20 protein-coding genes are annotated in these 22804 nt (G+C 69.8%); 6 read left to right on the top strand and 14 right to left on the bottom strand.

Features of this window, described 5'->3' with window-relative positions:
- Positions 1-136: 136 nt before the first annotated feature.
- Genes AC1HFW_RS02665 through AC1HFW_RS02655 form a run of 3 tightly spaced genes read right to left on the bottom strand, consistent with a single transcriptional unit; the run spans position 137 to position 3811 of the window.
- Positions 137-802, bottom strand: a complete 666-nt coding sequence (locus AC1HFW_RS02665; protein ID WP_479286450.1) for a 3-deoxy-D-manno-octulosonic acid kinase — start codon at positions 800-802, stop codon at positions 137-139.
- Positions 803-857: 55 nt separating this feature from the next.
- Entirely contained in the window at positions 858-1280 is a 423-nt protein-coding gene (locus AC1HFW_RS02660) for a group II truncated hemoglobin (protein ID WP_006393873.1), read from the bottom strand.
- Positions 1280-3811 carry an ABC transporter permease gene (locus AC1HFW_RS02655; RefSeq protein ID WP_479281672.1) on the bottom strand — a complete coding sequence of 844 codons (2532 nt, stop codon included), beginning with the start codon at positions 3809-3811 and terminating at the stop codon, positions 1280-1282. Before AC1HFW_RS02655 ends, AC1HFW_RS02660 begins: the two co-directional genes overlap by 1 nt.
- Before the next feature lie 117 nt (positions 3812-3928).
- On the opposite strand from AC1HFW_RS02655, the gene AC1HFW_RS02650 reads away from it, so the two are divergent.
- The 3 genes from AC1HFW_RS02650 to AC1HFW_RS02640 all read left to right on the top strand — a co-directional run bounded on the left by AC1HFW_RS02650 (position 3929) and on the right by AC1HFW_RS02640 (position 6811).
- Complete coding sequence (locus AC1HFW_RS02650; RefSeq protein WP_006393871.1) at positions 3929-4903, top strand: TRAP transporter substrate-binding protein; 975 nt, start codon at positions 3929-3931, stop codon at positions 4901-4903.
- Between the two features lie 95 nt (positions 4904-4998).
- The gene (locus AC1HFW_RS02645) at positions 4999-5499 is read left to right on the top strand and encodes a TRAP transporter small permease (RefSeq protein ID WP_479281669.1); all 501 of its coding nucleotides are present in this window, start codon (positions 4999-5001) and stop codon (positions 5497-5499) included.
- 34 nt (positions 5500-5533) lie between these two features.
- Positions 5534-6811 carry a TRAP transporter large permease gene (locus AC1HFW_RS02640; RefSeq protein ID WP_479281667.1) on the top strand — a complete coding sequence of 426 codons (1278 nt, stop codon included), beginning with the start codon at positions 5534-5536 and terminating at the stop codon, positions 6809-6811.
- 170 nt (positions 6812-6981) lie between these two features.
- Here the strand turns inward: AC1HFW_RS02640 and AC1HFW_RS02635 are convergent, their stop codons facing one another.
- On the bottom strand, positions 6982-7272 hold the full coding sequence (locus tag AC1HFW_RS02635; protein WP_035360135.1) for a DUF3579 domain-containing protein: 291 nt from the start codon (positions 7270-7272) through the stop codon (positions 6982-6984).
- A 147-nt stretch (positions 7273-7419) separates the two neighbouring features.
- Here AC1HFW_RS02635 and AC1HFW_RS02630 point away from each other — a divergent pair, with 147 nt between their 5' ends.
- Both AC1HFW_RS02630 and argF read left to right on the top strand, forming a co-directional pair.
- Positions 7420-8601, top strand: a complete 1182-nt coding sequence (locus tag AC1HFW_RS02630) for an acetylornithine transaminase (protein WP_479281665.1) — start codon at positions 7420-7422, stop codon at positions 8599-8601.
- Between the two features lie 56 nt (positions 8602-8657).
- Entirely contained in the window at positions 8658-9599 is a 942-nt protein-coding gene (gene argF / locus AC1HFW_RS02625) for an ornithine carbamoyltransferase (protein ID WP_035361325.1), read from the top strand.
- Positions 9600-9723: 124 nt separating this feature from the next.
- Here the strand turns inward: argF and AC1HFW_RS02620 are convergent, their stop codons facing one another.
- The 5 genes from AC1HFW_RS02620 to AC1HFW_RS02600 are packed head-to-tail and all read right to left on the bottom strand — an operon-like array spanning position 9724 to position 13626.
- Positions 9724-10611 (bottom strand): alpha/beta fold hydrolase, encoded by an 888-nt coding sequence (locus tag AC1HFW_RS02620; RefSeq protein WP_479281662.1) that lies wholly within the window; start codon positions 10609-10611, stop codon positions 9724-9726.
- A 24-nt stretch (positions 10612-10635) separates the two neighbouring features.
- Positions 10636-11199 (bottom strand): hypothetical protein, encoded by a 564-nt coding sequence (locus AC1HFW_RS02615; protein WP_479281660.1) that lies wholly within the window; start codon positions 11197-11199, stop codon positions 10636-10638.
- A 12-nt stretch (positions 11200-11211) separates the two neighbouring features.
- Positions 11212-11742, bottom strand: coding sequence for a carboxymuconolactone decarboxylase family protein (locus AC1HFW_RS02610; RefSeq protein ID WP_479281658.1), 531 nt, complete (start codon positions 11740-11742; stop codon positions 11212-11214).
- A gap of 2 nt (positions 11743-11744) precedes the next feature.
- Positions 11745-12701 carry a Bug family tripartite tricarboxylate transporter substrate binding protein gene (locus AC1HFW_RS02605; protein ID WP_241075056.1) on the bottom strand — a complete coding sequence of 319 codons (957 nt, stop codon included), beginning with the start codon at positions 12699-12701 and terminating at the stop codon, positions 11745-11747.
- Positions 12702-12759: 58 nt separating this feature from the next.
- Positions 12760-13626 (bottom strand): amidohydrolase family protein, encoded by an 867-nt coding sequence (locus AC1HFW_RS02600; RefSeq protein WP_205413652.1) that lies wholly within the window; start codon positions 13624-13626, stop codon positions 12760-12762.
- 123 nt (positions 13627-13749) lie between these two features.
- On the opposite strand from AC1HFW_RS02600, the gene AC1HFW_RS02595 reads away from it, so the two are divergent.
- Entirely contained in the window at positions 13750-14667 is a 918-nt protein-coding gene (locus AC1HFW_RS02595; RefSeq protein ID WP_006393860.1) for a LysR substrate-binding domain-containing protein, read from the top strand.
- Positions 14668-14699: 32 nt separating this feature from the next.
- Here the strand turns inward: AC1HFW_RS02595 and AC1HFW_RS02590 are convergent, their stop codons facing one another.
- Genes AC1HFW_RS02590 through AC1HFW_RS02570 form a run of 5 tightly spaced genes read right to left on the bottom strand, consistent with a single transcriptional unit; the run spans position 14700 to position 22634 of the window.
- Positions 14700-16082 carry a heavy metal sensor histidine kinase gene (locus tag AC1HFW_RS02590; RefSeq protein WP_479281655.1) on the bottom strand — a complete coding sequence of 461 codons (1383 nt, stop codon included), beginning with the start codon at positions 16080-16082 and terminating at the stop codon, positions 14700-14702.
- Positions 16079-16765, bottom strand: a complete 687-nt coding sequence (locus AC1HFW_RS02585) for a heavy metal response regulator transcription factor (RefSeq protein ID WP_238891941.1) — start codon at positions 16763-16765, stop codon at positions 16079-16081. The genes AC1HFW_RS02590 and AC1HFW_RS02585 overlap by 4 nt, the downstream gene beginning before the upstream one ends.
- A 37-nt stretch (positions 16766-16802) precedes the next feature.
- The gene (locus tag AC1HFW_RS02580; protein ID WP_479281654.1) at positions 16803-19967 is read right to left on the bottom strand and encodes an efflux RND transporter permease subunit; all 3165 of its coding nucleotides are present in this window, start codon (positions 19965-19967) and stop codon (positions 16803-16805) included.
- Positions 19964-21130 carry an efflux RND transporter periplasmic adaptor subunit gene (locus tag AC1HFW_RS02575; protein WP_241072849.1) on the bottom strand — a complete coding sequence of 389 codons (1167 nt, stop codon included), beginning with the start codon at positions 21128-21130 and terminating at the stop codon, positions 19964-19966. The genes AC1HFW_RS02580 and AC1HFW_RS02575 overlap by 4 nt, the downstream gene beginning before the upstream one ends.
- A gap of 4 nt (positions 21131-21134) precedes the next feature.
- Complete coding sequence (locus AC1HFW_RS02570) at positions 21135-22634, bottom strand: efflux transporter outer membrane subunit (RefSeq protein WP_479281652.1); 1500 nt, start codon at positions 22632-22634, stop codon at positions 21135-21137.
- Between the last annotated feature and the right edge of the window lie 170 nt (positions 22635-22804).

Here is a 22804-nt window from a genome sequence, read left to right as displayed (position 1 = left end):
TATGCCGTAAGTTACAGGAGTACCAAAAGGCGGAATCATAAAGCCTTTTAGTGATGACCTGCCCAACTTTACCGGGAGATTTACCCCAATTTGCCGCAATTGGGCCCCCATTGCAGCCCGCGGCCAACGCCCCGGCTCAGGGCTGGACGCCGACGCCCCAGGCGGTCCAGTAGCTGTCGCGCAACTTGAGCCAGAAACGCTCGCCGTCTTCGCCGGCCACCTTGACCAGCGAGCGGCGCAGGCGTTCCAGGTTGCCCTGGCGCTGGCGGTCGGACAGGCCGCCCTGGGTGCCGCGGTCGAAGTCGATCAGCCAGACCTGGCCGTCCGAGCCGATCAGGATGTTGAAGGCGTTCAGGTCGGCGTGCCAGACGCCGGCCCGGTGCATGCGCACGATGGCTTCGGCCACCGGTTGCCACAGGGGTTCGGCCAGCGCCAGGGCCAGCGGCCGCACGCCGGGAATGCGCTCGACCACGATGGCGGCGCGGTAGGTCGGCCCCTGGCGCCAGTAGGCCGCGGCCAGCGGCGCCGGCACCGGCAGCCCCTGGGCGCGCATGGCGGCCAGCAGGCGGAACTCACGGAAGCTGCGGGTGCGGTCGGCGCCCGCCCACAGGTAGGTGTCGCGGCTGAGCTTGGCGATCAGGCCGCCGCGCCGGTAGCGGCGCAGCACGCCCTGCCAGCCCTGCCCCTGCACGAACCAGGCGGCCTGGCGGCCGCCGGCGTCCACCGGCCGGGCGCGGTCGCCGTAGTGGGCCGGGTTGAACACTTCGGGGCCGGACTCGCCCAGGCGCGGGTCGGCCAGCATGGCGCCGGCCAGCGGCGCCGGCCAGCGGTGGCGCCGGGCGCCGGAGGGATCCCGCTCAGCCTTCACGGTTGCGCATCCAGTCGGCCACGCCGAAGAAGGCCTGCAGCAGGCGCTCGACCAGGGCGGGGTCGATGCCCTCGTCCTCCATGGCGCGGCCCATGCAGGCCACCCATTGGTCGCGCTCGATCTCGCCGATCGAGAACGGCAGGTGCCGGGCCCGCAGCCGCGGATGGCCGAAACGCTCGATATAGTGGTCGGGGCCGCCGAAGTAGCCGCACAGGAACCAGAACAGCTTGTCGCGGGCCTCGTCCAGGCTGGGGCCGTGCGCGGCGCGCAGTTCCTTCAGGTCCGGCTCGATGTCCATCAGGTCATAGAAGCGGTCCACCAGGGCGCGCACGCCGGGCTCGCCGCCCAGGAGATCGAAAATGCTGCGGGAGGTTTCCACGGGTTCGGCAGGGGTTTGGACGGAGGACGTCATCAGGTTTCTCTCAGGGTGACCAGCGGCGGGGTGCGCAGCACGCCACGCAGCGCCAACGCGCCACCGGCCCAGGCGCCGAGCATACCCGCGCCGACCCCCACCAGCCAGGGCCAAAGGCTGAGGGTAATGGTGAAATCGAACACCTGGGTTGATAAAACCCAAGCGATCGCGCTGGCGCCGGCCGCCGCCAGCAGGCCGGCCAGGCCGCCCACCGCCCACAGTTCGATGCGCTGCGAACGCGCCAGCTGGCTGCGGGTGGCGCCCAACGCGCGCAGCACCGCGGCCTCGCGCATGCGCTCGTCGCGGGTCGCGGTCAGCGCGGCCGACAGCACCAGCACGCCGGCCGCCAGCGTGAACAGGAACAGCAGCTGCACCGCGCGGCCAACTTCGTTGAGCACCGACTGCAACTGTTGCAGGATGGCGCCCACGTCGAACACCGTCAGGTTCGGGAACTGCCGCACCAGCGCGGGCAGCACCTGGGCCTTTTCCGGCGGCAGGTAGAAGGACGTGATCCAGCTTTGCGGCATGTCGGCCAGGGTTTCAGGCGTCAGGATGGCGAAAAAATTGACGCGCATCGTATCCCAATCCACCCGCCGGGTGCTGGACACGGCCACCTCGAACTGCTGGCCGGCCACGTCGAAGGTCATCTTGTCGCCCAGCTTGATGCCCAGGGTCTTGGCCAGGCCCGACTCCAGCGACACCTCGGCCGAGCCCGGCTTGAGCCAGCGCCCTTCCTCGATGCGGTTGGACGACGGCATCTGTTCGCCATAGGACAGGTTGAACTCCCGGTCCACCAGGCGCTTGGCGCGCGGCTCTTCGTAGTCGTCCGGGCCGACCGGCTTGCCGTTGACCGCGATCAGGCGGCCGCGCACCATCGGCGACAGCACGATCTGGCCCAGCCCCTCGCGGGTCAGCGCGTCGGTCACGGCCTGGCGCTGGTCGGGCTGCACATTGATAAGGAAACGGTTGGGCGCGTCCGGCGGCAGCGTGCGCTGCCAGCCCTGGATCAGGTCGGTGCGGGTCATCGCCAACAACAGCAGGGCCATCAGGCCCACCGCCAGCGCGCACACCTGGGTGATGGTGGCGGCGCGCCGGCGCACCACGCCGGCCAGCGCGAAACGCAGCGCCGGCAGGCCGGCGGCCAGGCCGCGCAGGCGCGCCAGGCCCAGGATGCAGAGCCAGGCCACCAGCGCGAACAGCGCGAACGCCCCCAGGAACCCGCCCGCCACCACGCCGCCCAGCTTGGCGTCGCCGGCGAACCACCAGATCAGCAGCGCGAAGCCGACCGCGCCGACGCCGTAGCCGAGCGCGCTGCGGGCGCTGATGACGTCGGCGTCGCGCCGCAGCACCCGCGCCGGCGGCACGTGGCGCAACTGCGCCAGGGCCGGCAGGGCGAAGCCCAGCAACAGCAAGAGGCCGGTCAGCACCCCCTGCAGGGCCGGGATGGCCGAGGGCGCGGGCAGGGTCGTGTCGATCAGCGTGCCCAGCAGCATCACCAGCACCTGGTGCACCGCGTAGCCCAGCAGGCAGCCGGCGGCCGAGGCGAACAGCCCGACCAGCGCGAATTCCAGGGTCAGCATGCGCGAGACCTGCGACTGCACCGCCCCCAGGCAGCGCATCACGGCGATGCCGTCGCGGTGCCGCGTCATGTAGCGGCCGGCCGCCAGCGCCACCGCCACCGCCGAGATCAGCACCGCCAGCAGCGCCACCAGCGACAGGAAGCGCTGCGCCCGGTCGAGCGTGCGCCGCACTTCGGGCCGGCCCGATTCCAGCGTGGCGACCTTCTGGCCGCGCTTGAGGTTCTGGCCGAGCCAGGCCGAATAATTGGCCACCGCGTCCGGCTGGCCGGCCACCAGCAGGGCGTAGCCGATGCGGCTGCCGGGTGCGATCAGGCCGGTGGCCGGCAGGTCGCTGGCGCGCAGCATCACCCGCGGCGCGACGTTGACGAACTGCATGCCGCGGTCCGGCTCATAGGTGATGACCCGGTCGATGCGCAGGTGGGCGTCGCCCACGTTCAGGCTGTCGCCCACTTTCAGGCCCAGCAGCGACAGCAGCTGGCCGTCGACCCAGACCGCGCCCTCGGGCGGGATGTCGCGGGTCGGGCCGTCGGGGTTGAACGGCGCATCGGTCACCCGCAGGGCGCCGCGCAGCGGGTAGCCCGGCTCGACCGCCTTCAGGGCGGCCAGCTGGGCGCCGTCGCCGGCGCTGACCATGGACGGGAACTGCCAGGTGCTGGAGACTTCCAGGCCCCGCTCGCGCGCCTGGTCCAGGAAGGCCGCGGGCACGGGCTCGTCGGCGTCCAGCACCAGGTCGGCGCCCAGCATCTGGCCGGCGTCGCGCTCCAGCGCCCGGCTGACGCGGTCGGCCAGGAAGCCGACGCTGGTGACGGCGGCCACCGCCACCACCAGGGCCAGCACCAGCAGCCGCAGCTCGCCGGCGCGGGCGTCGCGCATCATCATGCGGGCGCCCAGCGCCAGGGTGGTCCAGAAGCCGGGGCGCCTGGCCCGGGAGACATCAGGGAAATCCATCATCTGCCAATGTTAACCAACGGCCGGAATGGGGGCCGAATCCCGCTATCATGCGCGAAGCGCCTTGCGGCGCCGCACACCCACTGCAAAACAAAATACCGACACCCCTGGAGAAGACAAATGCGTAAATCCTGGCTCGCGGCCACGATCCTGGCCGCCTGCGCGGTCGCCGCGCCCCTGGCCGCCTCGGCCCAGGCTCCCCTGAAGATGGCCTATGCCCTGTCCACCTCGTCGCACTACGGCGCCGGCGCCGACGCCCTGGCCAAGTCGATCGAGGCGTCCAGCAACGGCAAGTACAAAGTACAGCAATTCGCCAACAGCGCGCTGGGCGGCGAACGCGAAGTGATCGAAGGCCTGCAGATCGGCACCATCGACCTGGCCATCGTCTCGACCGGCGCCACCCTGAACTTCGTGCCCGAGACCGGCGTCTTCGACATCCCCTTCCTGCTGCGCGACCTGCAACACGCGCGCAACGTGCTGGACAGCAAGATCGGACAGGATATGCTGGCAAAGTTCCCCAGCCGCGGCATCATCGCGCTGGCCTGGGGCGAACAGGGCTTCCGCCACCTGACCAACAACGTGCGCCCGGTCAAGACGCCGGCCGACGCCAAGGGCCTGAAGATCCGCACCACGGAAAACCCGATCCACATCACCGCCTTCCGCCAGATCGGCATCCTGCCGACCCCGATGGCCTGGCCGGAAGTGGCCACCGCCCTGCAGCAGGGCACCATCGACGGCCAGGAAAACCCGCTGTCGGTCATCACCTCGGCCAAGCTGTCGCAGATGCAGAAGTACCTGTCGCTGACCGGCCACGTCTACGGCCCGGCGCTGGTGCTGATGTCGGCCAACGTCTATGACGGCCTGTCGGCCGACGACAAGGCCAAGTTCGACAAGGCCGGCAAGGAATCGGCCCTGGCCATGCGCGCCTACGTCGACAACATCGAGAAGACCGGCGTCGAGCAGCTCAAGAAGGAAGGCATGCAGGTGTCCGAAGTGGACCGCGCCGCCTTCGCCGCCGCCGTCGAGCCGGCCTACCCCGAGTACTACAAGAAGTTCGACAAGAAGCTGATCGAGTCGATCCGCGACACCAAGTAAGCGCACGGCCGGCACGGCCACCGGCGGCGGGCGGAAGCGGTTTCCGCCCGCCGCCCTGCCCTCGCGCGTCCTGTTCTCCGCCCCTGGAAATCCTCATGCGTCTGCTCTGCGCCTTCGACCGCGTCCTGTTCAAGCTGGTGTCGGTCATCGCCCAACTCCTGCTGGTGGCCGCCGCGGCCGCCGCCTTCTACCAGGTCATCGCCCGCTTCGTGCTGCACTCCCCGGCCGACTGGAGCGAGGTGCTGACCCGCGCCCTGCTGATCTGGACGGTGCTGCTGGGCGTGGCCCTGGCCTTCCGCCACGGCGCCATGATCAGCGTCGAACTGCTGCGCAACCTGCTGGGCGGCATGCGCCGCCGCATCCTGGAAGCCGTCATCGGCCTGATCTGCGCCGGCTTTCTCGGCTTCATCGCCTGGATCGGCGGCCAGATGACCTACCGCGTGCGCTTCCAGAACGTGCCCAGCCTGGACATCTCGATTTCCTGGATCTACCTGGCGATCCCGGTGGGCGCGACGCTCGCCGCCATCGCCGTGCTGGCGCGCTGGTGCGCCGGCGAAGAAGAAGACATCCCCGTGCGCAACGACGCGCAGGGTTGAGCCCCCGCCCCGAATCCAAGCAGCCGATATCGCCATGTCCCAATTAATGATTGTCTCGATGCTGATTTTCTTCGGGCTGTCCGTGCCGGTCGCCGTGTCGATCGGGCTGGCCAGCCTGGCGGGGGTCGGCGCCGCCAACCTGCCCTGGCTGGTGGTGGCCCAGCAGCTCTATGCCGCGCTGGACAAATACCCGCTGGTCGCGATCCCGTTCTTCATCCTGGCCGGCAACCTGATGGAAGCCGGCGGTATCTCCGAACGCATGGTGGAGTTCGCCAAGAGCGTGGTCGGCGGCATCCAGGGCGGCCTGGCCTGCACCTGCGTGCTGACCTGCATGATCTTCGCCGCCGTCGCCGGCTCCAGCGTCGCCACCACCTTCGCGGTGGGCGCCATCCTGATCCCGGCCATGATCCGCCACGGCTACCCCGCCCCCTTCGCCGCCTCGCTGCAGGCCAGCGCGGCCGAGCTGGGGGTGATCATCCCGCCATCGATCCCGATGATCCTGTTCGCGGTGTCCACCGACACCTCCACCGGAGAGCTGTTCATCGCCGGCGTGATGCCCGGCATCCTGATCGGCGTGGCGCTGATGTTCTACGTCTGGTTCTACGCCAAGCGCAACAACCTGGGCAAGCGCGACGGCGAGGGCCGCCTGCCGCTGTGGCCGGCCTTCAAGCGCGCCTGGCTGGCGCTGATGATGCCGGTCATCATCCTGGGCGGCATCTATGGCGGCGTCTTCACCCCGACCGAAGCGTCGGTGGTGGCGGTGATGTACGCCGTGGTGGTGGGCAAGTTCATCTATCGCCGCCTGAGCTTCAGGCAGCTGTCGGACACGCTGCACAAGTCGGTGGTGTCGACGGCGGTGATCATGTTCGTGATCGCCAACGCCGGCGTCTTCAGCTTCCTGCTGAACCGCGCCGGCATCCCCGACGCGCTGGGCGTGTGGCTGGCCCAGCTGTTCGACACCCAATTCTCGTTCCTGATGGGCGTGAACCTGGCGCTGTTCGTGATCGGCATGTTCATCGAGACCTCGGCCTCGATCGTGGTGCTGGCCCCGCTGCTGCTGCCGGTGGCGCTGAAGTTCGGGCTGGACCCGGTGCATTTCGGCATCATCATGGTGGTCAACCTGGCGCTGGGCATGATCACGCCGCCGTTCGGGGTGAATCTGTTCGCGGCGTGCGCGGTGGCCAAGCTGCCGCTGGAGCGGTTGATCAAGCCGTTGATCCCGTTCGTGGGGGTGGTGATCGTTTGCCTGATGGTGATCACGTATTGGCCCGGACTGTCGCTCGGGCTGCGCGATCTGGTCTACGCGAAGTAGCGCGCCTGCCCGCCGCCGCGGGGGTCGCCCCTGCCGGCAGCCGGGCCGCAGCGGCGCCCCGCTCGCGCGGCACGCGGGTAGGAGCCGCCCCGCCCCTGGCCTCAGGGGCGCGCGATCGCAAGCCTGAAAGACAAAGCGCCCGGTTCGGGCGCTTTGTGGTTTCGGCTGGCCTAGATTTCGCGTTCTTCCGTCTTGAGGTGGTTGTCGCGGGCGAAATCCACCACGAACTTGTACGCCAGCGGTTCGAGATCGCGCAAGCGCAGGTCGACCACGATGCCGCGCACGCCGTCGATCACGACGGGGAGCACGTAGGGCGAATAGGTGAGGTGGTTACCCGCACAGCCGGCGGGCCGGAACTGTGCCATTACGCCGGCGAGCCGCTCCGCCCAGTCGCTGGGGCGAAATCGGCTACCGCTTTCGGTAACGCCATGAATTACGAATTGTCTGACGCGAGTTGCCATGGATTCTTCACTACGGGACGCCCTTCACTGAGCCGGATCTTCGGCGTGATCAAACATGCGCCCCGCGCCGCGAATTGTATATGATTGATCCTTTGCCCTGTCCCGAAAGGCGCTTCGCCCAGGGAAAAATGCCCAGGAGGACCCGTCATGACCTCGCCTCTGGCCAATATCTACGCCCGGTTGCCGGTCGCGTTCACGCACGGCCAGGGCGTCTGGCTGTGGGACGCGCAGGGCCGCAAGTACCTGGACGCGCTGGCGGGCATCGGCGTCTCCTGTCTGGGCCACGCCCATCCCCGGCTGGTCGCCGCCATCAGCGCGCAGGCCGCCCGCGTCATTCATACGTCCAATATCTACGAAGTCCCGCAGCAGACTGAGCTGGCCACGCGCCTGGCGGCGCTGTCCGGCATGCGCGACGTGGTCTTCAACAACAGCGGCTCCGAGGCCAACGAGGCCGCCATCAAGCTGGCGCGCTACTACGCCTACCGGCACGGCAACACCCACGCCCACATCATCACCATGGATTCGTCCTGGCACGGGCGCACGCTGGCCACGCTGGCGGCCACCGGCAGCGACAAGGCGCGCAAGGGCTTCGAGCCCCTGCCCTCGGGCTTCATCCAGGTGCCGTACAACGACGCCGCCGCGATCCGCGCCGCCGGCGACGCCGAGCCACGCGTCGCCGCCGTGCTGCTCGAAGCCCTGCAGGGCGAAGGCGGCATCCGTCCCTCTGACGCCGCCTTCCTGCAGGAGGTGCGGCAGCTCTGCACCGAGCGCGGCTGGCTGCTGATGATCGACGAGGTCCAGTCGGGCATCGGCCGCACCGGCAAATGGTTCGCCCACCAGTGGGCCGACATCGTGCCGGACGTCATGACCCTGGCCAAGGGCCTGGCCGGCGGCGTGCCGATCGGCGCGATGCTGGCCGCCGGTCCGGCGGCCGGCGTGTTCACGCCCGGCAGCCATGGCACCACCTTCGGCGGCGGCCCGCTGGTCTGCGCGGCCGGCCTGGCGGTGCTGGACGCGCTGGAATCGGAAAACCTGCTGGACAACGCCCACACCGTGGGCGGCCACCTGCAGGCGCGGCTGGCGGCCGAGCTGGCCGGCGCGCCGGGCGTGGTCGAGGTGCGCGGGCGCGGCCTGATGCTGGGCATCGAGCTGAACCGTCCCTGTGGCGTGCTGGCGCTGCGGGCCCTGGAAGCGGGCCTGCTGATCAATGTCACCCGCGACCGCGTCATCCGCCTGCTGCCGCCGCTGGTCCTGTCGCGCGCCGAAGCCGACCAGATTGTCGACATCCTGGTGCCGCTGATTCGACAGTTCCAGGCCGAACATCCATAATCAACCTCCCGCCCGGGCCACGAGCCCGTCCGGGCCCAATGACCTGCGACATCACCATGACTCCTCCCACGACTCAAAACGGCCCCTTGCGGCACTTTCTGCAGTTCAAGGACTTCTCGTCCGCCGAGATCGCCTACGTGCTGGACCGCGCGCGGCTGATCAAGGAAAAATTCAAGCGCTACGAACCCCACATGCCGCTGCACGACCGCACGCTGGCCATGGTGTTCGAAAAGGCCAGCACCCGCACCCGCGTCTCGTTCGAGGCCGGCATGTACCAGATGGGCGGCTCGGTCATCAACCTGACCTCCAATGATTCCCAGCTGGGCCGCTCCGAGCCCATCGAGGACACCGCGCGCGTCATCTCGCGCATGGTCGACATCGTCATGATCCGCACGTTCGAGCAGACCCGCATCGAGCGCTTTGCCTCGCACTCGCGCGTGCCGGTGATCAACGGCCTGACCAACGAATTCCACCCCTGCCAGATCCTGGCCGACATTTTCACCTACATCGAGCACCGCGGCCCCATCGCCGGCAAGACGGTCGCCTGGGTCGGTGACGCCAACAACATGGCCTACACCTGGCTGCACGCCGCCGAGATGCTGGGCTTCACGCTGCATGTGTCGACCCCGGCCGGCTACGAGCTCGAAGCCGCCCGCATCGGCACGCCGTCCGACAAGGTGCTGCGCCAGTTCAAGGACCCGATGCAGGCCTGCCAGGGCGCGCACCTGGTCACCACCGACGTCTGGACCAGCATGGGCTACGAGGCCGAGAACGAAGAGCGCCGCGCCGCCTTCGCCGACTGGTGCGTGGACGCCGAGATGATGGCCGCGGCCGATCCCCAGGCCGTGTTCATGCACTGCCTGCCCGCCCACCGCGGCGAGGAAGTCACCGGCGAAGTCATCGACGGCCCGCAGAGCGTGGTCTGGGACGAAGCCGAGAACCGCCTGCACGTGCAGAAGGCGCTGATGGAGTTCCTGCTGCTGGGCCAGCTCAAGTAAGCCGCGCGTCCATGGAAAAAGCAGCCCCGCGGGGCTGCTTTTTTTGTGTCCGTGGCAGGCGGACGCGTCGGGCGGACCCGCCTGGCGGACGTATCAGGCCGACCTCTCGCGCGGACGATCAAGCTCAAGGCTTGAGCGACTTTTCCCAGCGCACGATGGCATCGGCCACCGCCTGCGGCGCTTCCGGCACCAGCGCGTGGCCGGCGCCCGGGATCACCACCACCGACACGCGCTCGCCGAATTCGTCGCGGATCTCGTTGCGGGTCGATTCCGGCTTGAACAGGTCGGCGCCCGCCTGCAGGTCCAGCAGCGGCTTGCTGCCGCCCGACCACCAGTCCGACTGGCGCGTGGCCTTGCCCGCCAGGCGCTGGCTCTCGCTGACCTCGGGATACCAGCCGTCGAGCCAGACGCGCGCGTCGTGGCCCGGCGCGAAGAACGCATGCTGGATCGACTTCAGGCGCTCGGCGTCGGGCAGCGACAGGTCGGCGCTGCGGTCGACGTGCTCGCTCAGGCCGGCGGGATACTTCTTGGCCGCGGCCGCCACGATCACCACGCCGCGCACCAGGTCGGGATGGTCCACGCCCGTGGTGCGCGCCACCCAGTTGCCGAACGCATGCCCGATCATCACCACCGGCTGCCTGGCGACATCGCGGATCACCGCCGCCATGTCGTTGCCCAGGTCGTGCAGCGTGATGTCCTTCATCGGTCCGCTGCTGCCGCCGATGCCGCGCGGCTCGGGCCGCAGCACGCGGTAGCCCGCCTGCGCCAGGCGCGCCGCCAGGTCATCGAAATCCTCCTGGCCGCGGCCGCGCGACGGCAGCAGCACCAGGGCCGGGCCCTGGCCCTGCACCAGCACTTCGATGCGGGCGCCGTTGCCCGGCAGCACGGTGACCCGCTCGACCTTGTCGGCCGGCGCCACGGCGGCCGAAACCGGCGCGGCCTGCGCCGTCATCGCCATCCCCAGGGCGCTCAACGCCCCGCACAACACCACCTTCGCCCATCGCTTGTCCATCGTTGTCTCCCCGTTCTTCTTGGTTCAAAGAATCTTCTGGAACATGGTGCGGCGCGTGTTGCGGAACGACGGCCGCACCCGGCTGCTCCAGTCGGTGGCCCGCACCGCCAGCCACGGCGGGCTGCCGAAGGTCTCGCGCGTCTCCAGGTCGTAGCAGGCCAGGTAGCGCGGGCCCTGGTCGCGGCACTCGTAGCGCTGCGCGCGCACGGTGCCGGGCACCGAGGCCAGGCCCGGCAGGTGCTCCTGGTCGTACCAGGCGTTCAGGTCGGCCTCGGCCTCGGGCAGCACATCGGTCTCGACGATGTAGTGCCAGGGCGCCTCCAGACCGGCCGAGGCGCCGGCCAGGTCCAGGGTCAGGTGCAGCACGCGCGCCTGCGCCCCCGGGAACAGTTCCGCCAGGCGCGCCTGCACCTCCGGCTGGCCGCCGGCATCGCCGTCGACATACACGTAGGTGTCCTCTTCCTCGACCGCGGCGAAGGCGCGCAACCGCACGCCGTCCAGGCCCTCGGCCAGGCGTTGCGCCATATCGGCCGCGCGCGCCGCGTCGAAACGCTCGCCCAGCGACACCAGCAATACCGTCTTGTCCATACGTAGCTCCTTTCAGTGCCCGACGCGCAACGCCACCAGGAAGCGCGACACCATGTTGTAGGCCGCCACCGTCGCGGCCAGCTCGACCAGTTCCTGGTCGTTGTAGCGCGAACGCAGCGGCGCGAACAGCGCGTCCGGCACCTCGATGTCGCGGGTCATGACGTCGGTCAGGGCCAGCACGTCGGCCTCGCCCGCCTCCAGCCCCTGCACCGCGTCCGCGCGCGGGCCGCCGCGCAACTGCTCGACCACCGCCTGCGGCATGCCCGCCGCCAGCGCATGCGGCACGTGCGCGTCGAACTCGTAGGGCGCGTTGTTCAAGGTCGCCACGCGCAGGATGATCAGTTCGCGCACCCGCGGCGACAGCGACGTGTTCAGGCGGATCGCGGTCAGCATCGCCTCCCAGCCCTGCACCACGGCGGGGCTGTTCAGCAGCACCTGGTACAGCGGCGAGATGCGGCCGCGCGCGGCCGCGATGCGCGCTTCCATTTCGGCCAGGGCCGGGCGCGTGCCCGGCACCACCGGCGAGACTCGGCAGTCGCTCATGCTCACTCCGGACGGATGTTCTTGCGCTGGATCAGCGAACCCCACTTCTCGCGGTCGGCGGCGATCAGCGCCGCCAGCTCCTGCGGCGAGCTGGGCGCGGCCTGGGCGCCGAACTTCTCGAGCTTGGCGCGCACCGCCTCGTTGCCCAGCGCGGCGCGCAGGGCCTGGTTCAGTTTCTCGACCGTGGCCGGCGGCGTGGCGGCCGGCGCGACGATGCCGTACCAGTTGTTCGATTCGACGCCCGGGATGCCCTGCTCGGCCAGCGTCTTGACGTCCGGCAGCAGCGGATGGCGCGTCGGCGCGGCGATGCCCAGCGCCTTGAGCTTGCCGCTCTGGATGTGGCCGATCAGACCCGGCACGTCGCCGAAGAAGCCATTGACCTGGTTGCCCAGCACGTCGTTGATGACCGGCGCGGCGCCCTTGTACGGCACGTGCAGCACCTTGGCCTTGCTGGCGTCGGCGAACATTTCCAGCGTCAGGTGCGGGATGCTGCCGATACCCGACGAACCGATCGCCACGGACTGCGACGCCGCCTGCGAGCGCTTGACGAAGTCGGCCGCGTCGGTGGCCGGGTTGGCCGGGTTCACCACGAACACGGTGGCGTTGTTGACCACGCGCGACACCGGCGCGAAGTCGCGCACCGGGTCGTACGGCAGGTCCTTGTACAGCGCCGGGCTGATGGAGACCGCGCCGACGCTGGTCAGGAACAGCACCGAGCCGTCGGCCGGCGCCTTGGCCACATACGCCGCGGCGATGTTGCCGTTGGCGCCCGCCTTGTTCTCGACGATGACCGACTGCTTGAGCTCCTTGCCCAGCTGTTCGGCCAGCACCCGGCCGACCAGGTCCACCGGGCCGCCCGGCGGGAAAGCGATGATCAGGCGCACCGGACCGTCGGCGTGCGCCGTGGCGCCCAGGCTGGCCAGGCCCAGCAGGCCGGCGAATACGATTTTCTTGAACATGGATTGTCTCCTCGGGATGTCGTGTTTTCTTGTTGCCCGGTATCGGGCGATGGCGCGGCTACAGGAAGCCGTAGAGACGCGCCGGGTTGTCCACCAGGACCTGCCGGCGCGTTTCCGCGTCCGGGCAGGCCAGGAAAAAAGCGTCGGCCAGTTCGCCGTCGTCGGGCATGTCGCCCGCCACGTTCGGATGCGGCCAGTCGGTGCCCCACAGCGTGCGCTCGGGCAGAGCGTCCACCAGGGCGCGCACGAACGGGATGCCCTCGGCAAAGGGGCGCTTGCCCGAGGCGATGCGGTCGATACCCGACACCTTGACCCAGGCCTGCGGCACCCGCTCCAGTTCCAGCAACGCGCGGAACGCCGGCGCGTCCAGCCCGTCCGCCGCCTTGATGCGGCCCATGTGGTCGACCACGAACGGCACCGGCAGTGCCCGCAGACGCGGCAGCAGTTCGGGCAGCATGGCGCCGTCCAGGTGCACGCAGACATGCCAGCCCAGCGGCGCGATCAGGCCGATGACGTGGTCGAACACCGCCGGGTCGGGCGCGCCGCCCAGGTGCGGCACGAAGTTGAAGCGCGCCCCGCGCACGCCGCCGTCATGCAGCTGCCGCACGCTGGCGGCGGTGGCGTCCGCCCCCAGCAATGCCACGCCGCGGTAGCGGCCCTGGCTTTGCGCCAGCGCGTCGAGCAGGGCGGCATGGTCGTTGCCATGGCAGTTGGCCTGCACCACCACGGCGCGCTGCACGCCCAGGTGCGCATGCAGCGCCGCCATCTTGGCGTAGGGCGCGTCGGGCGGCGTATAGGAACGGCCCTCGGCATAGGGAAACCGTTCAGCCGGACCGAACACGTGGCAATGCGTGTCGCAGGCCCCGGCCGGCAGCGCGTGGCGGGGACGGGAGGGCGTGGCAAGCGGAGGACGGCAATCGGGCACGGCGGGATCCAACGGGGAAAACGCCATGCTCGCGGATTGCGCCCCGCTTAACAATGCTATATCTTTGATTTCAGATATAGAAAATTTAGATATCCGAGCGAACACCGCGCCGCCCGCCTCCCCATGGACCTCAAGCAGATCGAATACTTCGTGCGCGTCGCCGAGCGGCGCAGCTTCTCGCGCGCCGCCGAAATGCTCGACGTGGCCCAGCCCACGCTGAGCCGCCAGGTGCGGCTGCTGGAGCTGGAACTGGGCCAGCACCTGCTCTATCGCAACGGCCGCGGCGCCGAGCCGACCGAGGCCGGCCTGCGCTTCCTGGAACACGCGCGCGCCCTGCTGGCGCTGGCCGACCGCGCCAAGCAGGACCTGCAGACCTTGCGCGAAACGCCGACCGGCAAGGTGGTGGTCGGCCTGCCGCCGCGCATCGCCCGGGTGCTGACCCCGCCCCTGGTGCAGGCCTTCCGGCGCCGCTTTCCCGACGCGTCGATCGCCGTGGCCGAAGGCCTGAGCGCACAGATGCGCGAATGGCTGCTGGCGGGCCGGGTCGATCTGGCGCTGCTGTATGACCCCGCGCCGTCGCCGCAACTGGGCTACGAATCGCTGTTCCGCGAAGACCTGGTGCTGGTGGCCGCCGCCGACCACCAGCCGCCCCTGCCCGCCCGCGTGGCCGTGGCCGGCCTGGGCGCCTATCCGCTGGTGCTGCCCAGCCTGCCCAACGCCATCCGCACCCTGGTCGAGAGCATCTGCCGCGCGCAGGGCGTGCGGCTGCAGGTCGCCGCCGAGGTGGACGCGGTGCAGACCATCGTGGAACTGGCGGCCCAGGGCGACGCCTATGCCATCCTGCCGCGTTCCGCCGCGCGCGGGCCGGCGGCCGAACATGCGCTGTCGCTCAGCGACATCGTGTCGCCGCGGATCACCAACAACCTGGTGCTGGCCAGCGCCCGCCATCGCCCCGCCACCCGGCTGGCCGCGGCCACCGGCGACCTGATCCGCCAGCTGAACCTGGCCGCGCTGTTCGCGCCGGCCGCCGCCGCGCGCTGAACGCCGCCAGCCGAACACCCGCGGCGGCCGCGCTACCCGGCCGCCGTGCCGACACTGAACGCCACCCGCGTCACCCCGCCGCCGCTGGCGGCCGAGACGCTGCCGCCATGCATGGCCGCCACCGCCTTGACGATGGCCAGGCCCAGGCCGTGGCTGTGCTCCACGCCGTCGCCGCCGCGCGCGGCGTCGACCCGGTAGAAGCGCTGGAACAGATGCGGCAGGTGCTGCGGCGCGATCGGCGGGCCGGGGTTGCTGACCGCCACTTCCAGCAGCCCGTCGCGCCGCGCGATGTCCACGGTGATCTCGGCGCCCGCGGACGAATACTGGATGGCGTTCTGCAGCAGGTTGGTCACCGCCCGCCGGAACAGCGCCGTGTCGATCAGCGCCACCGCGTCCCGTTCGCCCTGGATGCTCACGCGCATGCCGGCCTCGTCCAGCAGGAACTCGAAGAACTCCACCGTCTTGCCGACCTCGTCGGCCAGCACCGCGTGGATGCGGCCGGTGGCGGCCTCGCCCTGGTCGGCGCGCGCCAGGAACAGCATGTCGTTGACCATGGCCCGCAACCGGTCCAGCTCTTCGAGGTTCGATTGCAGCACCTCGCGCAGCTCGCCCGAGCCGCGCGGGCGCGACAGCGCCACCTGGGTCTGGCCGATCAGGTTGGTGAGCGGCGTGCGCAGTTCGTGCGCGACGTCGGCGTTGAAGTCCTCGAGCTGGTTGTAGGCGCCCTCCAGCCGCGCCAGCGCGCCATTGAAGGACGTGGCCAGGTCTTCCAGCTCGACCGGCAGCGCCGCCATGCTCAAGCGCTGCGACAAGGCGCTGGGACGCAGCGCCCGGGCCTCGGCCGACAGCCGGTTGAGCGGCCGCAGGCCCAGCCGCGCCACCCAGAAGCCCAGCAGGCCCACCAGCAGGATGGCGGTCAGCGACAGCCCGGCCATGGCCCACAGGAAGTAGCGCAGCGTGTGCGCATAGGGCGCCGAATCCATGCCGACGATCAGGCGCACCCGCGGCCGCTGCTGGAAGGCCTCGACGGTCACGGTGATGGTCAGCAGTTCGTTCTCGCGGTCCGGCAGCGTGATCGTGCCGAAGCCATCGGCATGGCGCTCGAGCCGGTCGACGTCGGCCAGGCCCTTGCCGTATTCATAGGCCGGATCATCCGACAGCACCCAGAAGCGCAGGCTGCCGTCGGCCGGCGTCAGCGTATCGAGCTTGGCCTTGAAGCGGCCCCAGCGCTCCGGGTCGCCGCTGCGCGTGAGCGAATAGCTGACCTCGTGCGCCGTGGTGCGCAGGGCATCCTGCTGGATGCGGTCGAGCTGGCGGTCCAGCACCCCGTACAGCGCCACGCCGGTCAGGGCGAAGGTGGCCGCCGCCGCCACCGCGAACATCACCACCAGCCGGGACTTGAGCGAGGATTTCATTCCGCCGGCTCGTCGTCGCGCAATTCCAGCACGTAGCCCATGCCGCGGATGGTGTGCAGCAGCTTGCGGTCGAACGGCGCGTCGACCTTGCCGCGCAGCCGCTTGATCGCCACCTCGACCACGTTGACGTTGCTGTCGAAGTTCATGTCCCAGACCAGTTCGGCGATCGCCGTCTTGGACAGGATCTCGCCCTGGCGCCGGGCCAGCACGGCCAGCAGCGCGAATTCCTTGGCGGTCAGGTCCAGCCGCGTGCCGGCGCGCCAGGCCTTGCGGCTGATCAGGTCGATCTGCAGGTCGCCGATGCGCAGCTGCACCGGCTCCTGGGCACGGCCGCGCCGGGTCAGCGCCTGCAGCCGCGCCAGCAGTTCCAGGAACGAGAACGGCTTGACCAGGTAGTCGTCGGCGCCGTCGTGCAGGCCGCGGATGCGGTCCTCGACGCCGTCGCGCGCGGTCAGCATGATGACCGGCGTCTGGCGCACGCTGCGCAAGGAACGCAGCACCGCGAAGCCGTCCATGCCCGGCAGCATCGCGTCCAGCACGATCACGTCGTAATCGTGCTCCAGCGCCAGGTGCTGGCCGTCGATGCCGTTATGGGCGACATCCACCGCGCAGCCCTGCTCACCCAGGCCCTTGCGCAGGTAATCCGCCGTCTTCAGTTCATCTTCGACTATCAGGATTTTCATGGCAGCCCCGCCAGGGCATGTCGACGATCAAGGAAGCCTATTTTGACTCAACTCCGGGCTGCACAGGCGCCCCCGCCTTGCGGGCGGCGCGCTCCTGTTTCTTGCGCATGTACCAGAAGTGCGCCCGGTCCAGGTACAGGTACACCACCGGCGTCGTGAACAATGTCAGCGCCTGCGACACGATCAGCCCGCCCACCATCGCATAGCCCAGCGGCCGGCGCAACTCCGAGCCCTGGCCGTGGCTCAGCATCAGCGGCAGGCCGCTGAGCAGCGCGCACATGGTCGTCATCATGATCGGCCGGAAGCGCAGCACGCAGGCCTGGTAGATCGCCTCCGACGGCGACATGCCGTGCTCGCGCTCGGCCGTCAGCGCGAAGTCGATCATCATGATGCCGTTCTTCTTGACGATGCCGATCAGCAGGATGATGCCGATCAGCGCGATCACGCTCAGGTCGTAGCCGCCCACCATCAGGATCAGCAGCGCCCCCACCCCAGCCGACGGCTGCGTCGACAGGATCGTCAGCGGATGGATGTAGCTCTCGTACAGCAGCCCCAGCACGATATACACCGCGATCAGCGCGGCGGCGATCAGGTAGGGCTGGGTCGACAGCGAGTCGCCGAAGGCCTTGGCCGTGCCCTGGAACGCCCCCGTCAGGCTGGCCGGCGCGCCCATCTGCGCCTGGGCCTGCTGGATCGCCTGCACCGCCTGCCCGAGCGACGCCCCCGGCGCCAGGTTGAACGAAATCGTCACCGCCGGGAACTGGCCCTGGTGGCTGATCGACAGGTAGGCGGTCTTGTTGGTATCGAGCTTGATGAAGGTCGACAGCGGCACCTGTTGGCCCGTCAGCGGCGAGGTCAGGTAGAGCTTGGAGAACAGGTCCGGGTCCTGCTGCAGCTTGGGCGTCACCTCCAGCACCACGTGGTAGCTGTTGATCTGGGTGAAGTACTGCGCCACCTGGCGCTGGCCGATGGCATCGTAGATGGTGGCGTCGATCAGCGCCGGCGAAATGCCGAACGACGAGGCGCGGGCGCGATCGATGGTGATGGACGCGGTGGCCGCCGCGTTCTGCTGGTCGGACGCCAGGTCGGTCAGCATCGGCAGCTCGCGGAACTTGGCCAGCAGGCGCGGCGCCCACACGTTCAGCTCGTCCAGGTTCGAATCGGTCAGCGTGTACTGGTACTGGGTGCGTGACAGCCGCCCGCCGACGTTGATGTCCTGGCCCGCCTGCATGAACAGCGTCACCCCTTCCAGCTTGGCCAGCTGCGGCCGCAGCCGCGCGATGACCTCGTCGGCCGAAGCCGTGCGGCCCTCGTCCTTCGGCTTCAGGCCGATGTAGAAGTTGCCGGTGTTGTAGGTGCTCTGGCTGCCGTTGAAACCGAAGCTGGCGATGTCCGGGTCCTGCCGGATCACGTCGGCCATCTGGATCATGCGCTGGTTCATCAGCGAGAACGACGAATCCTGGGCCGATTCGGCGAAGCCGAAGATGAAGCCGGTATCCTGCTGCGGGAAAAAGCCCTTCGGGATCATCACGAACAGCGCCACCGTGCACGCCACCGTCGCCAGAAACGAGCACAGCGTGGCGAACGGGTGCCGCAACACCAGCTTCAGGCCGCGCTCATAGCCATGCAGCATGGCATCGAAACCGCGCTCGAACAGCAGGTACAGGCGTCCGTGGCGGTCGCCGTGGTGGTTCTTCAGGTAGCGCGAGCACAGCATCGGCGTCAGCGTCAGCGACACCAGCACCGACACCACGATGGTCAGCGTCACCGTCACCGCGAACTCGCGGAACAGCCGGCCGACGATGCCGCCCATCAGCAGCAGCGGAATGAACACCGCCACCAGCGACACCGAGATCGAGACGATGGTGAAGCCGATCTCGCCCGCGCCCTTGTAGGCCGCCTCCATCGGCGACATGCCCGCCTCGACGTGGCGGTAGATGTTCTCCAGCATCACGATGGCGTCGTCCACCACGAAGCCCACCGCGATCGTCAGCGCCATCAGCGACAGGTTGTCCAGACTGAAGCCCACCACGTACATGATGGCGGCCGTGCCCATCAGCGCCAGCGGCACCGTCACGCACGGAATCAGCGTGGCGGCCACGTTGCGCAGGAACAGGAAGATCACCAGCACCACCAGGATGATGGTCAGCGTCAGCGTGAACTCCACGTCCTGCACCGAGGCGCGGATAGTCTGGGTGCGGTCGATGATGGTGTTGACGTGCACCGACGGCGGAATCGACGCCTCCAGCCGCGGCAGCGCCGCGCGGATCCGGTCCACCGTGTCGATCACGTTGGCGCCCGGCTGCTTGCTGATCTGCAGCACGATCGAGCGGCCGTTGGTGATGGTGTTGTCCGGCGGCGAGGCCGGCCCGGCATAGGCCCAGCCGGCCAGCTTGGTGTTCTCCGGCCCGTCCACCGCCACGCCCACGTCGCGCACCCGGATCGGCGCGCCATTGCGGTACGCCAGCACCATGTCGTTCCATTGCGCGGCCGACAGCAGCTGGTCGTTGGTGTAGGTGGTGAAGCTCTGGCGCGGCCCGTCGATGGTGCCCTTGGGCTGGTTGACGGTGGTGGTGGCGATGACGCCGCGGATGTCCTCCAGGCTCAGGCCCAGCGCCGCCAGCTTGCCCGGATCCACCTGGATGCGCACGGCCGGCTTCTGCTGGCCGCCGATGTTGACCAGCCCCACGCCCGAGATCTGCGAAATCTGCTGCGCCAGGATGTTGTCGGCGTAGTCATTGACCTGGATCAGCGGCAGCGTGTCCGACTGCACCGCCATCACCATGATCGGCGCGTCGGCCGGATTGACCTTGCGGAAGGTCGGCGGGTTCGGCAGGTTGTTCGGCAGCTGGCCGGTGGCGGCGTTGATCGCGGCCTGCACGTCCACCGCCGCCGAGTCGATGCTGCGGTTCAGGTCGAACTGCAGCGTGATCTGGGTCAGGCCGATGGCGCTGACCGAGGTCATCTGCGACAGGCCGGCGATCAGCGAGAACTGCCGCTCCAGCGGCTGCGCCACGTTGGACGCCATGGTCTCGGGACTGCCGCCCGGCAGATTGGCCTGCACCTGGATGGTGGGAAAGTCGACCTGCGGCAGCGGCGCCACCGGCAGCAGCGGCCAGGCCGCGATGCCGACCAGCAGGATCGCCAGCGCCAGCAGCGAAGTGCCGATGGGCCGCTTGATGAAGTTCGCTGAAATGCTCACTGGCCGCCTCCCGCCGCCGCGGCCAGCTCACGCACCTTGCTGCCGGGCTTGAGCTTGTACTGGCCGTCCACCACCACGCGCTGGCCGGCGTCCAGTCCCTGCTGGATCACGGCCAGGCCGTCCTGCATGCGTTCCACCTTGACCGGCCGCGGCTGCGCCACGCCGGCGCCGTCCACCACGTACACGAAGGTATCCGCCTGGCCGCGCTGGACCGCGGCCGCCGGCACCGTCACCACGCTCTCGTGCGGGTCCAGCACCAGCCGCGCATTGACGTACTGCCCGGGCCAGAGGCGATGGCGCGGATTGTCGAAGCGGCCCTTGAGCTGCACCGTGCCGGTGGTGGTGTCGATCTGGTTGTTCAGCAGCACCAGCTGGCCCTGCTCCAGCGGCTCGTTGCCGCCGCGCGCATACGCCACCACGGTCAGCGCCTGGCCCTTGTCCATGGCCGCGTTGATCGCCGGCACCGACTCTTCCGGCAGCGAGAACAGCACCGTGATCGGATCGATCTGGTTGATCACCACCAGGCCGTTGGCGTCGGCCGCATGCACAATATTGCCCGGGTCCACCAGCCGCGCCCCCACCCGGCCGGAAATCGGCGCGACGATGCGGGTGTAGTCCAGCTGCACCTTGGCGTAGCTGATCTGGGCGTCGTCGGTCTGCGTCGCCGCCTCCAGCTGCGCCACCAGCGCGCGCTGCGTGTCCAGCGTCTGCTGGGTGGCGGCGTCCTCGCGCTGCAGGCGGGTGTAGCGCTGCAGGTCCAGCCGCGCGTTGACCAGCGTGGCCTGGTCCTTGGCGCGCTGCGCCTGGGCCTGGGCCAGCTGCGCCTGCAGGGCGCGCGGGTCGATGTTGGCCAGCACCTGGCCGGCCTTCACGTCCTGGCCCTCGACGAAGCCGACGCTGTCGAGCTGGCCATCGATGCGCGCCTTGACCGTGACGGTCGCCGCCGACGTCACCGTGCCGACGCCGGTCAGATAGCGCGGCACATCCTGGCGCTGCGCCAGCGCGGTCGCCACCGGCACCGCCGGCGCGGGCGCGGGCGCCACCTCGCGGCCGCCGCGCAGCCACCACCACGCGGCCAGGCCGCAGGCCGCCAGCGCCAGCACCAGCAGCGCCGCCTTGCGGCCGCCCGCACCCGGATGGGAAATCGTCACTGCCTTGTCCATGGACTTACTCATTCTCGGTAGGGGATTTGGGCGCGACCGGCGCCGCGCCGGCCACCGCCAGCGCCTGGGCATCCGGCGTATCCAGGGCGGACGCGTTCCAGCCGCCGCCCACGGCCTTGATCAGCGCCACGCTGGCCACCATCTGGCGGCCGCGCAACTGCACGGCATTGCGTTCGTTCGACAGCGTCAGGGCCTGCGCCGTGGCCACGGCCAGGAAGGTGGTGGTGCCGGCGCGGTACTGCGCCAGCGCCAGCTGCTCGCTCAGCCGCGAGGCCGCCACCGCCTGGTCCTGCGCCCGCGCCTCGTCGTCCAGCACCCGCAGCGTGGACAGGTTGTCCTCCACCTCCTGGAACGCGCCCAGCACCGTCTGCTTGTATTGCGCGGCGCTGGCGTCGAACGCCGCCACCGCCAGCGCATCGCGCGCGCGGCGCAGGCCGCCGTCGAAAATCGTCCCGGCCAGCGCCGCCCCCAGCGACCAGACCCGGCCCGGCGCGTTGAACCACTGCGCGAAGCTGGCCGCGCCGAAGCCGCCCGCGGCCGACAGCACCAGCGACGGGAAGTAGGCGGCGCGCGCCACGCCGATGGCGGCATTGGCGGAGGCCACCTGACGCTCGGCGGCGGCGATGTCCGGACGCCGCTCCAGCAGGTCGGATGGCAGCCCGGTCGGCACCGCGGGCACGTGGAACATCCAGGGTTGGTCCGCCGCCAGCGGCGCCAGGCTGAACTGCGCCGGCGCCCGCCCGGTCAGGATGGCGATGGCGTGTTCGAGTTGGTTGCGCGAGGTGTCCAGGTCGATCGCCTGGGCTTGCGCGGTCCTGAGCTGGGCCTCGGCCTGGGCCACGTCCGACCGCAGCGCCACGCCCGCGTCGTACTGACTGCGGGTGAGTTTCAAGGTGCGCTCATAGGCCTGCAGGGTGCGTGCATACAGGTCCTTTTCCCGGTCCACCGCGCGCAGTTGCAGGTAATCCTGCGCCAGCGCCGCCTGGATGCTGAGCCGGGCGGCGGCCAGGCTGGCCTCGCTGGCCTGGGTCGACGCGTCGCTGGACTCGACCTGGCGGCGCACCGCGCCCCACAGGTCCGGCTCCCACGACACGTCGATCGCGGCCGCGTAGCTGTTGGAGACCGCGATCCCCGTGCTGCCCTTGGCGCGGGCGCGCTGCGCCGACACATTGGCGCCGACCGTGGGCCAGAACCCGGCGCGGGCCGCGTCGGCCGCCGCGCGCGCCTGGCGGTATTGCGCCTGGGCCTGCTGGATGGTCTGGTTGGCGCCGTTGGCGGCCACGATCAGGCCATTCAGGGTCGGATCACCGTAAGCCTCCCACCACGGCTGCGAGCCATCCACCACGCCCGGCTGCGCCGTCTTCCAGGGCCCCGCCTCTTTGTAACCGGAGGGCAGATCCATGGCCGGCCGCTGGTAATCGGGCCCGACGGCACAGCCGGCCAGGCCGGCCACCGCCACCAGCCCCGCCGCCCACCGCGACGCCCTGCGCTTGCCTGTGTTCATTTTTCGGAGCCGCCCGCGCGGCTGACAGTCAGTACGGCTCCCACTGTAGAAAGCCCTACGGGACCGCACGCTGTCCGCTTCCTGACAATTCGGACAGGTTGGCCACGCCCCCCGCTCCAATATGGCGACCGCTCCTCCCCGCGCGCCCGCCCCGCAGCCCTGCCCGGCCC

This window comes from Achromobacter sp. ISS7 (assembly GCF_056523125.1).
Note: the sequence above shows the minus strand (reverse complement) of the source record. Positions and strands in the feature narration are given on the sequence as shown.

What these genes read in the sequence shown, in the direction of transcription:
- AC1HFW_RS02665 (WP_479286450.1), bottom strand. Translation starts at nt 802, where the DNA reads ATGCTGGCCGACCCGCGCCTGGGCGAGTCCGGCCCCGAAGTGTTCAAC.
- AC1HFW_RS02660 (WP_006393873.1), bottom strand. Translation starts at nt 1,280, where the DNA reads ATGACGTCCTCCGTCCAAACCCCTGCCGAACCCGTGGAAACCTCCCGC.
- AC1HFW_RS02655 (WP_479281672.1), bottom strand. Translation starts at nt 3,811, where the DNA reads ATGATGGATTTCCCTGATGTCTCCCGGGCCAGGCGCCCCGGCTTCTGG.
- AC1HFW_RS02650 (WP_006393871.1), top strand. Translation starts at nt 3,929, where the DNA reads ATGCGTAAATCCTGGCTCGCGGCCACGATCCTGGCCGCCTGCGCGGTC.
- AC1HFW_RS02645 (WP_479281669.1), top strand. Translation starts at nt 4,999, where the DNA reads ATGCGTCTGCTCTGCGCCTTCGACCGCGTCCTGTTCAAGCTGGTGTCG.
- AC1HFW_RS02640 (WP_479281667.1), top strand. Translation starts at nt 5,534, where the DNA reads ATGTCCCAATTAATGATTGTCTCGATGCTGATTTTCTTCGGGCTGTCC.
- AC1HFW_RS02635 (WP_035360135.1), bottom strand. Translation starts at nt 7,272, where the DNA reads ATGGCAACTCGCGTCAGACAATTCGTAATTCATGGCGTTACCGAAAGC.
- AC1HFW_RS02630 (WP_479281665.1), top strand. Translation starts at nt 7,420, where the DNA reads ATGACCTCGCCTCTGGCCAATATCTACGCCCGGTTGCCGGTCGCGTTC.
- argF (WP_035361325.1), top strand. Translation starts at nt 8,658, where the DNA reads ATGACTCCTCCCACGACTCAAAACGGCCCCTTGCGGCACTTTCTGCAG.
- AC1HFW_RS02620 (WP_479281662.1), bottom strand. Translation starts at nt 10,611, where the DNA reads ATGGACAAGCGATGGGCGAAGGTGGTGTTGTGCGGGGCGTTGAGCGCC.
- AC1HFW_RS02615 (WP_479281660.1), bottom strand. Translation starts at nt 11,199, where the DNA reads ATGGACAAGACGGTATTGCTGGTGTCGCTGGGCGAGCGTTTCGACGCG.
- AC1HFW_RS02610 (WP_479281658.1), bottom strand. Translation starts at nt 11,742, where the DNA reads ATGAGCGACTGCCGAGTCTCGCCGGTGGTGCCGGGCACGCGCCCGGCC.
- AC1HFW_RS02605 (WP_241075056.1), bottom strand. Translation starts at nt 12,701, where the DNA reads ATGTTCAAGAAAATCGTATTCGCCGGCCTGCTGGGCCTGGCCAGCCTG.
- AC1HFW_RS02595 (WP_006393860.1), top strand. Translation starts at nt 13,750, where the DNA reads ATGGACCTCAAGCAGATCGAATACTTCGTGCGCGTCGCCGAGCGGCGC.
- AC1HFW_RS02590 (WP_479281655.1), bottom strand. Translation starts at nt 16,082, where the DNA reads ATGAAATCCTCGCTCAAGTCCCGGCTGGTGGTGATGTTCGCGGTGGCG.
- AC1HFW_RS02585 (WP_238891941.1), bottom strand. Translation starts at nt 16,765, where the DNA reads ATGAAAATCCTGATAGTCGAAGATGAACTGAAGACGGCGGATTACCTG.
- AC1HFW_RS02575 (WP_241072849.1), bottom strand. Translation starts at nt 21,130, where the DNA reads ATGGACAAGGCAGTGACGATTTCCCATCCGGGTGCGGGCGGCCGCAAG.
- AC1HFW_RS02570 (WP_479281652.1), bottom strand. Translation starts at nt 22,634, where the DNA reads ATGAACACAGGCAAGCGCAGGGCGTCGCGGTGGGCGGCGGGGCTGGTG.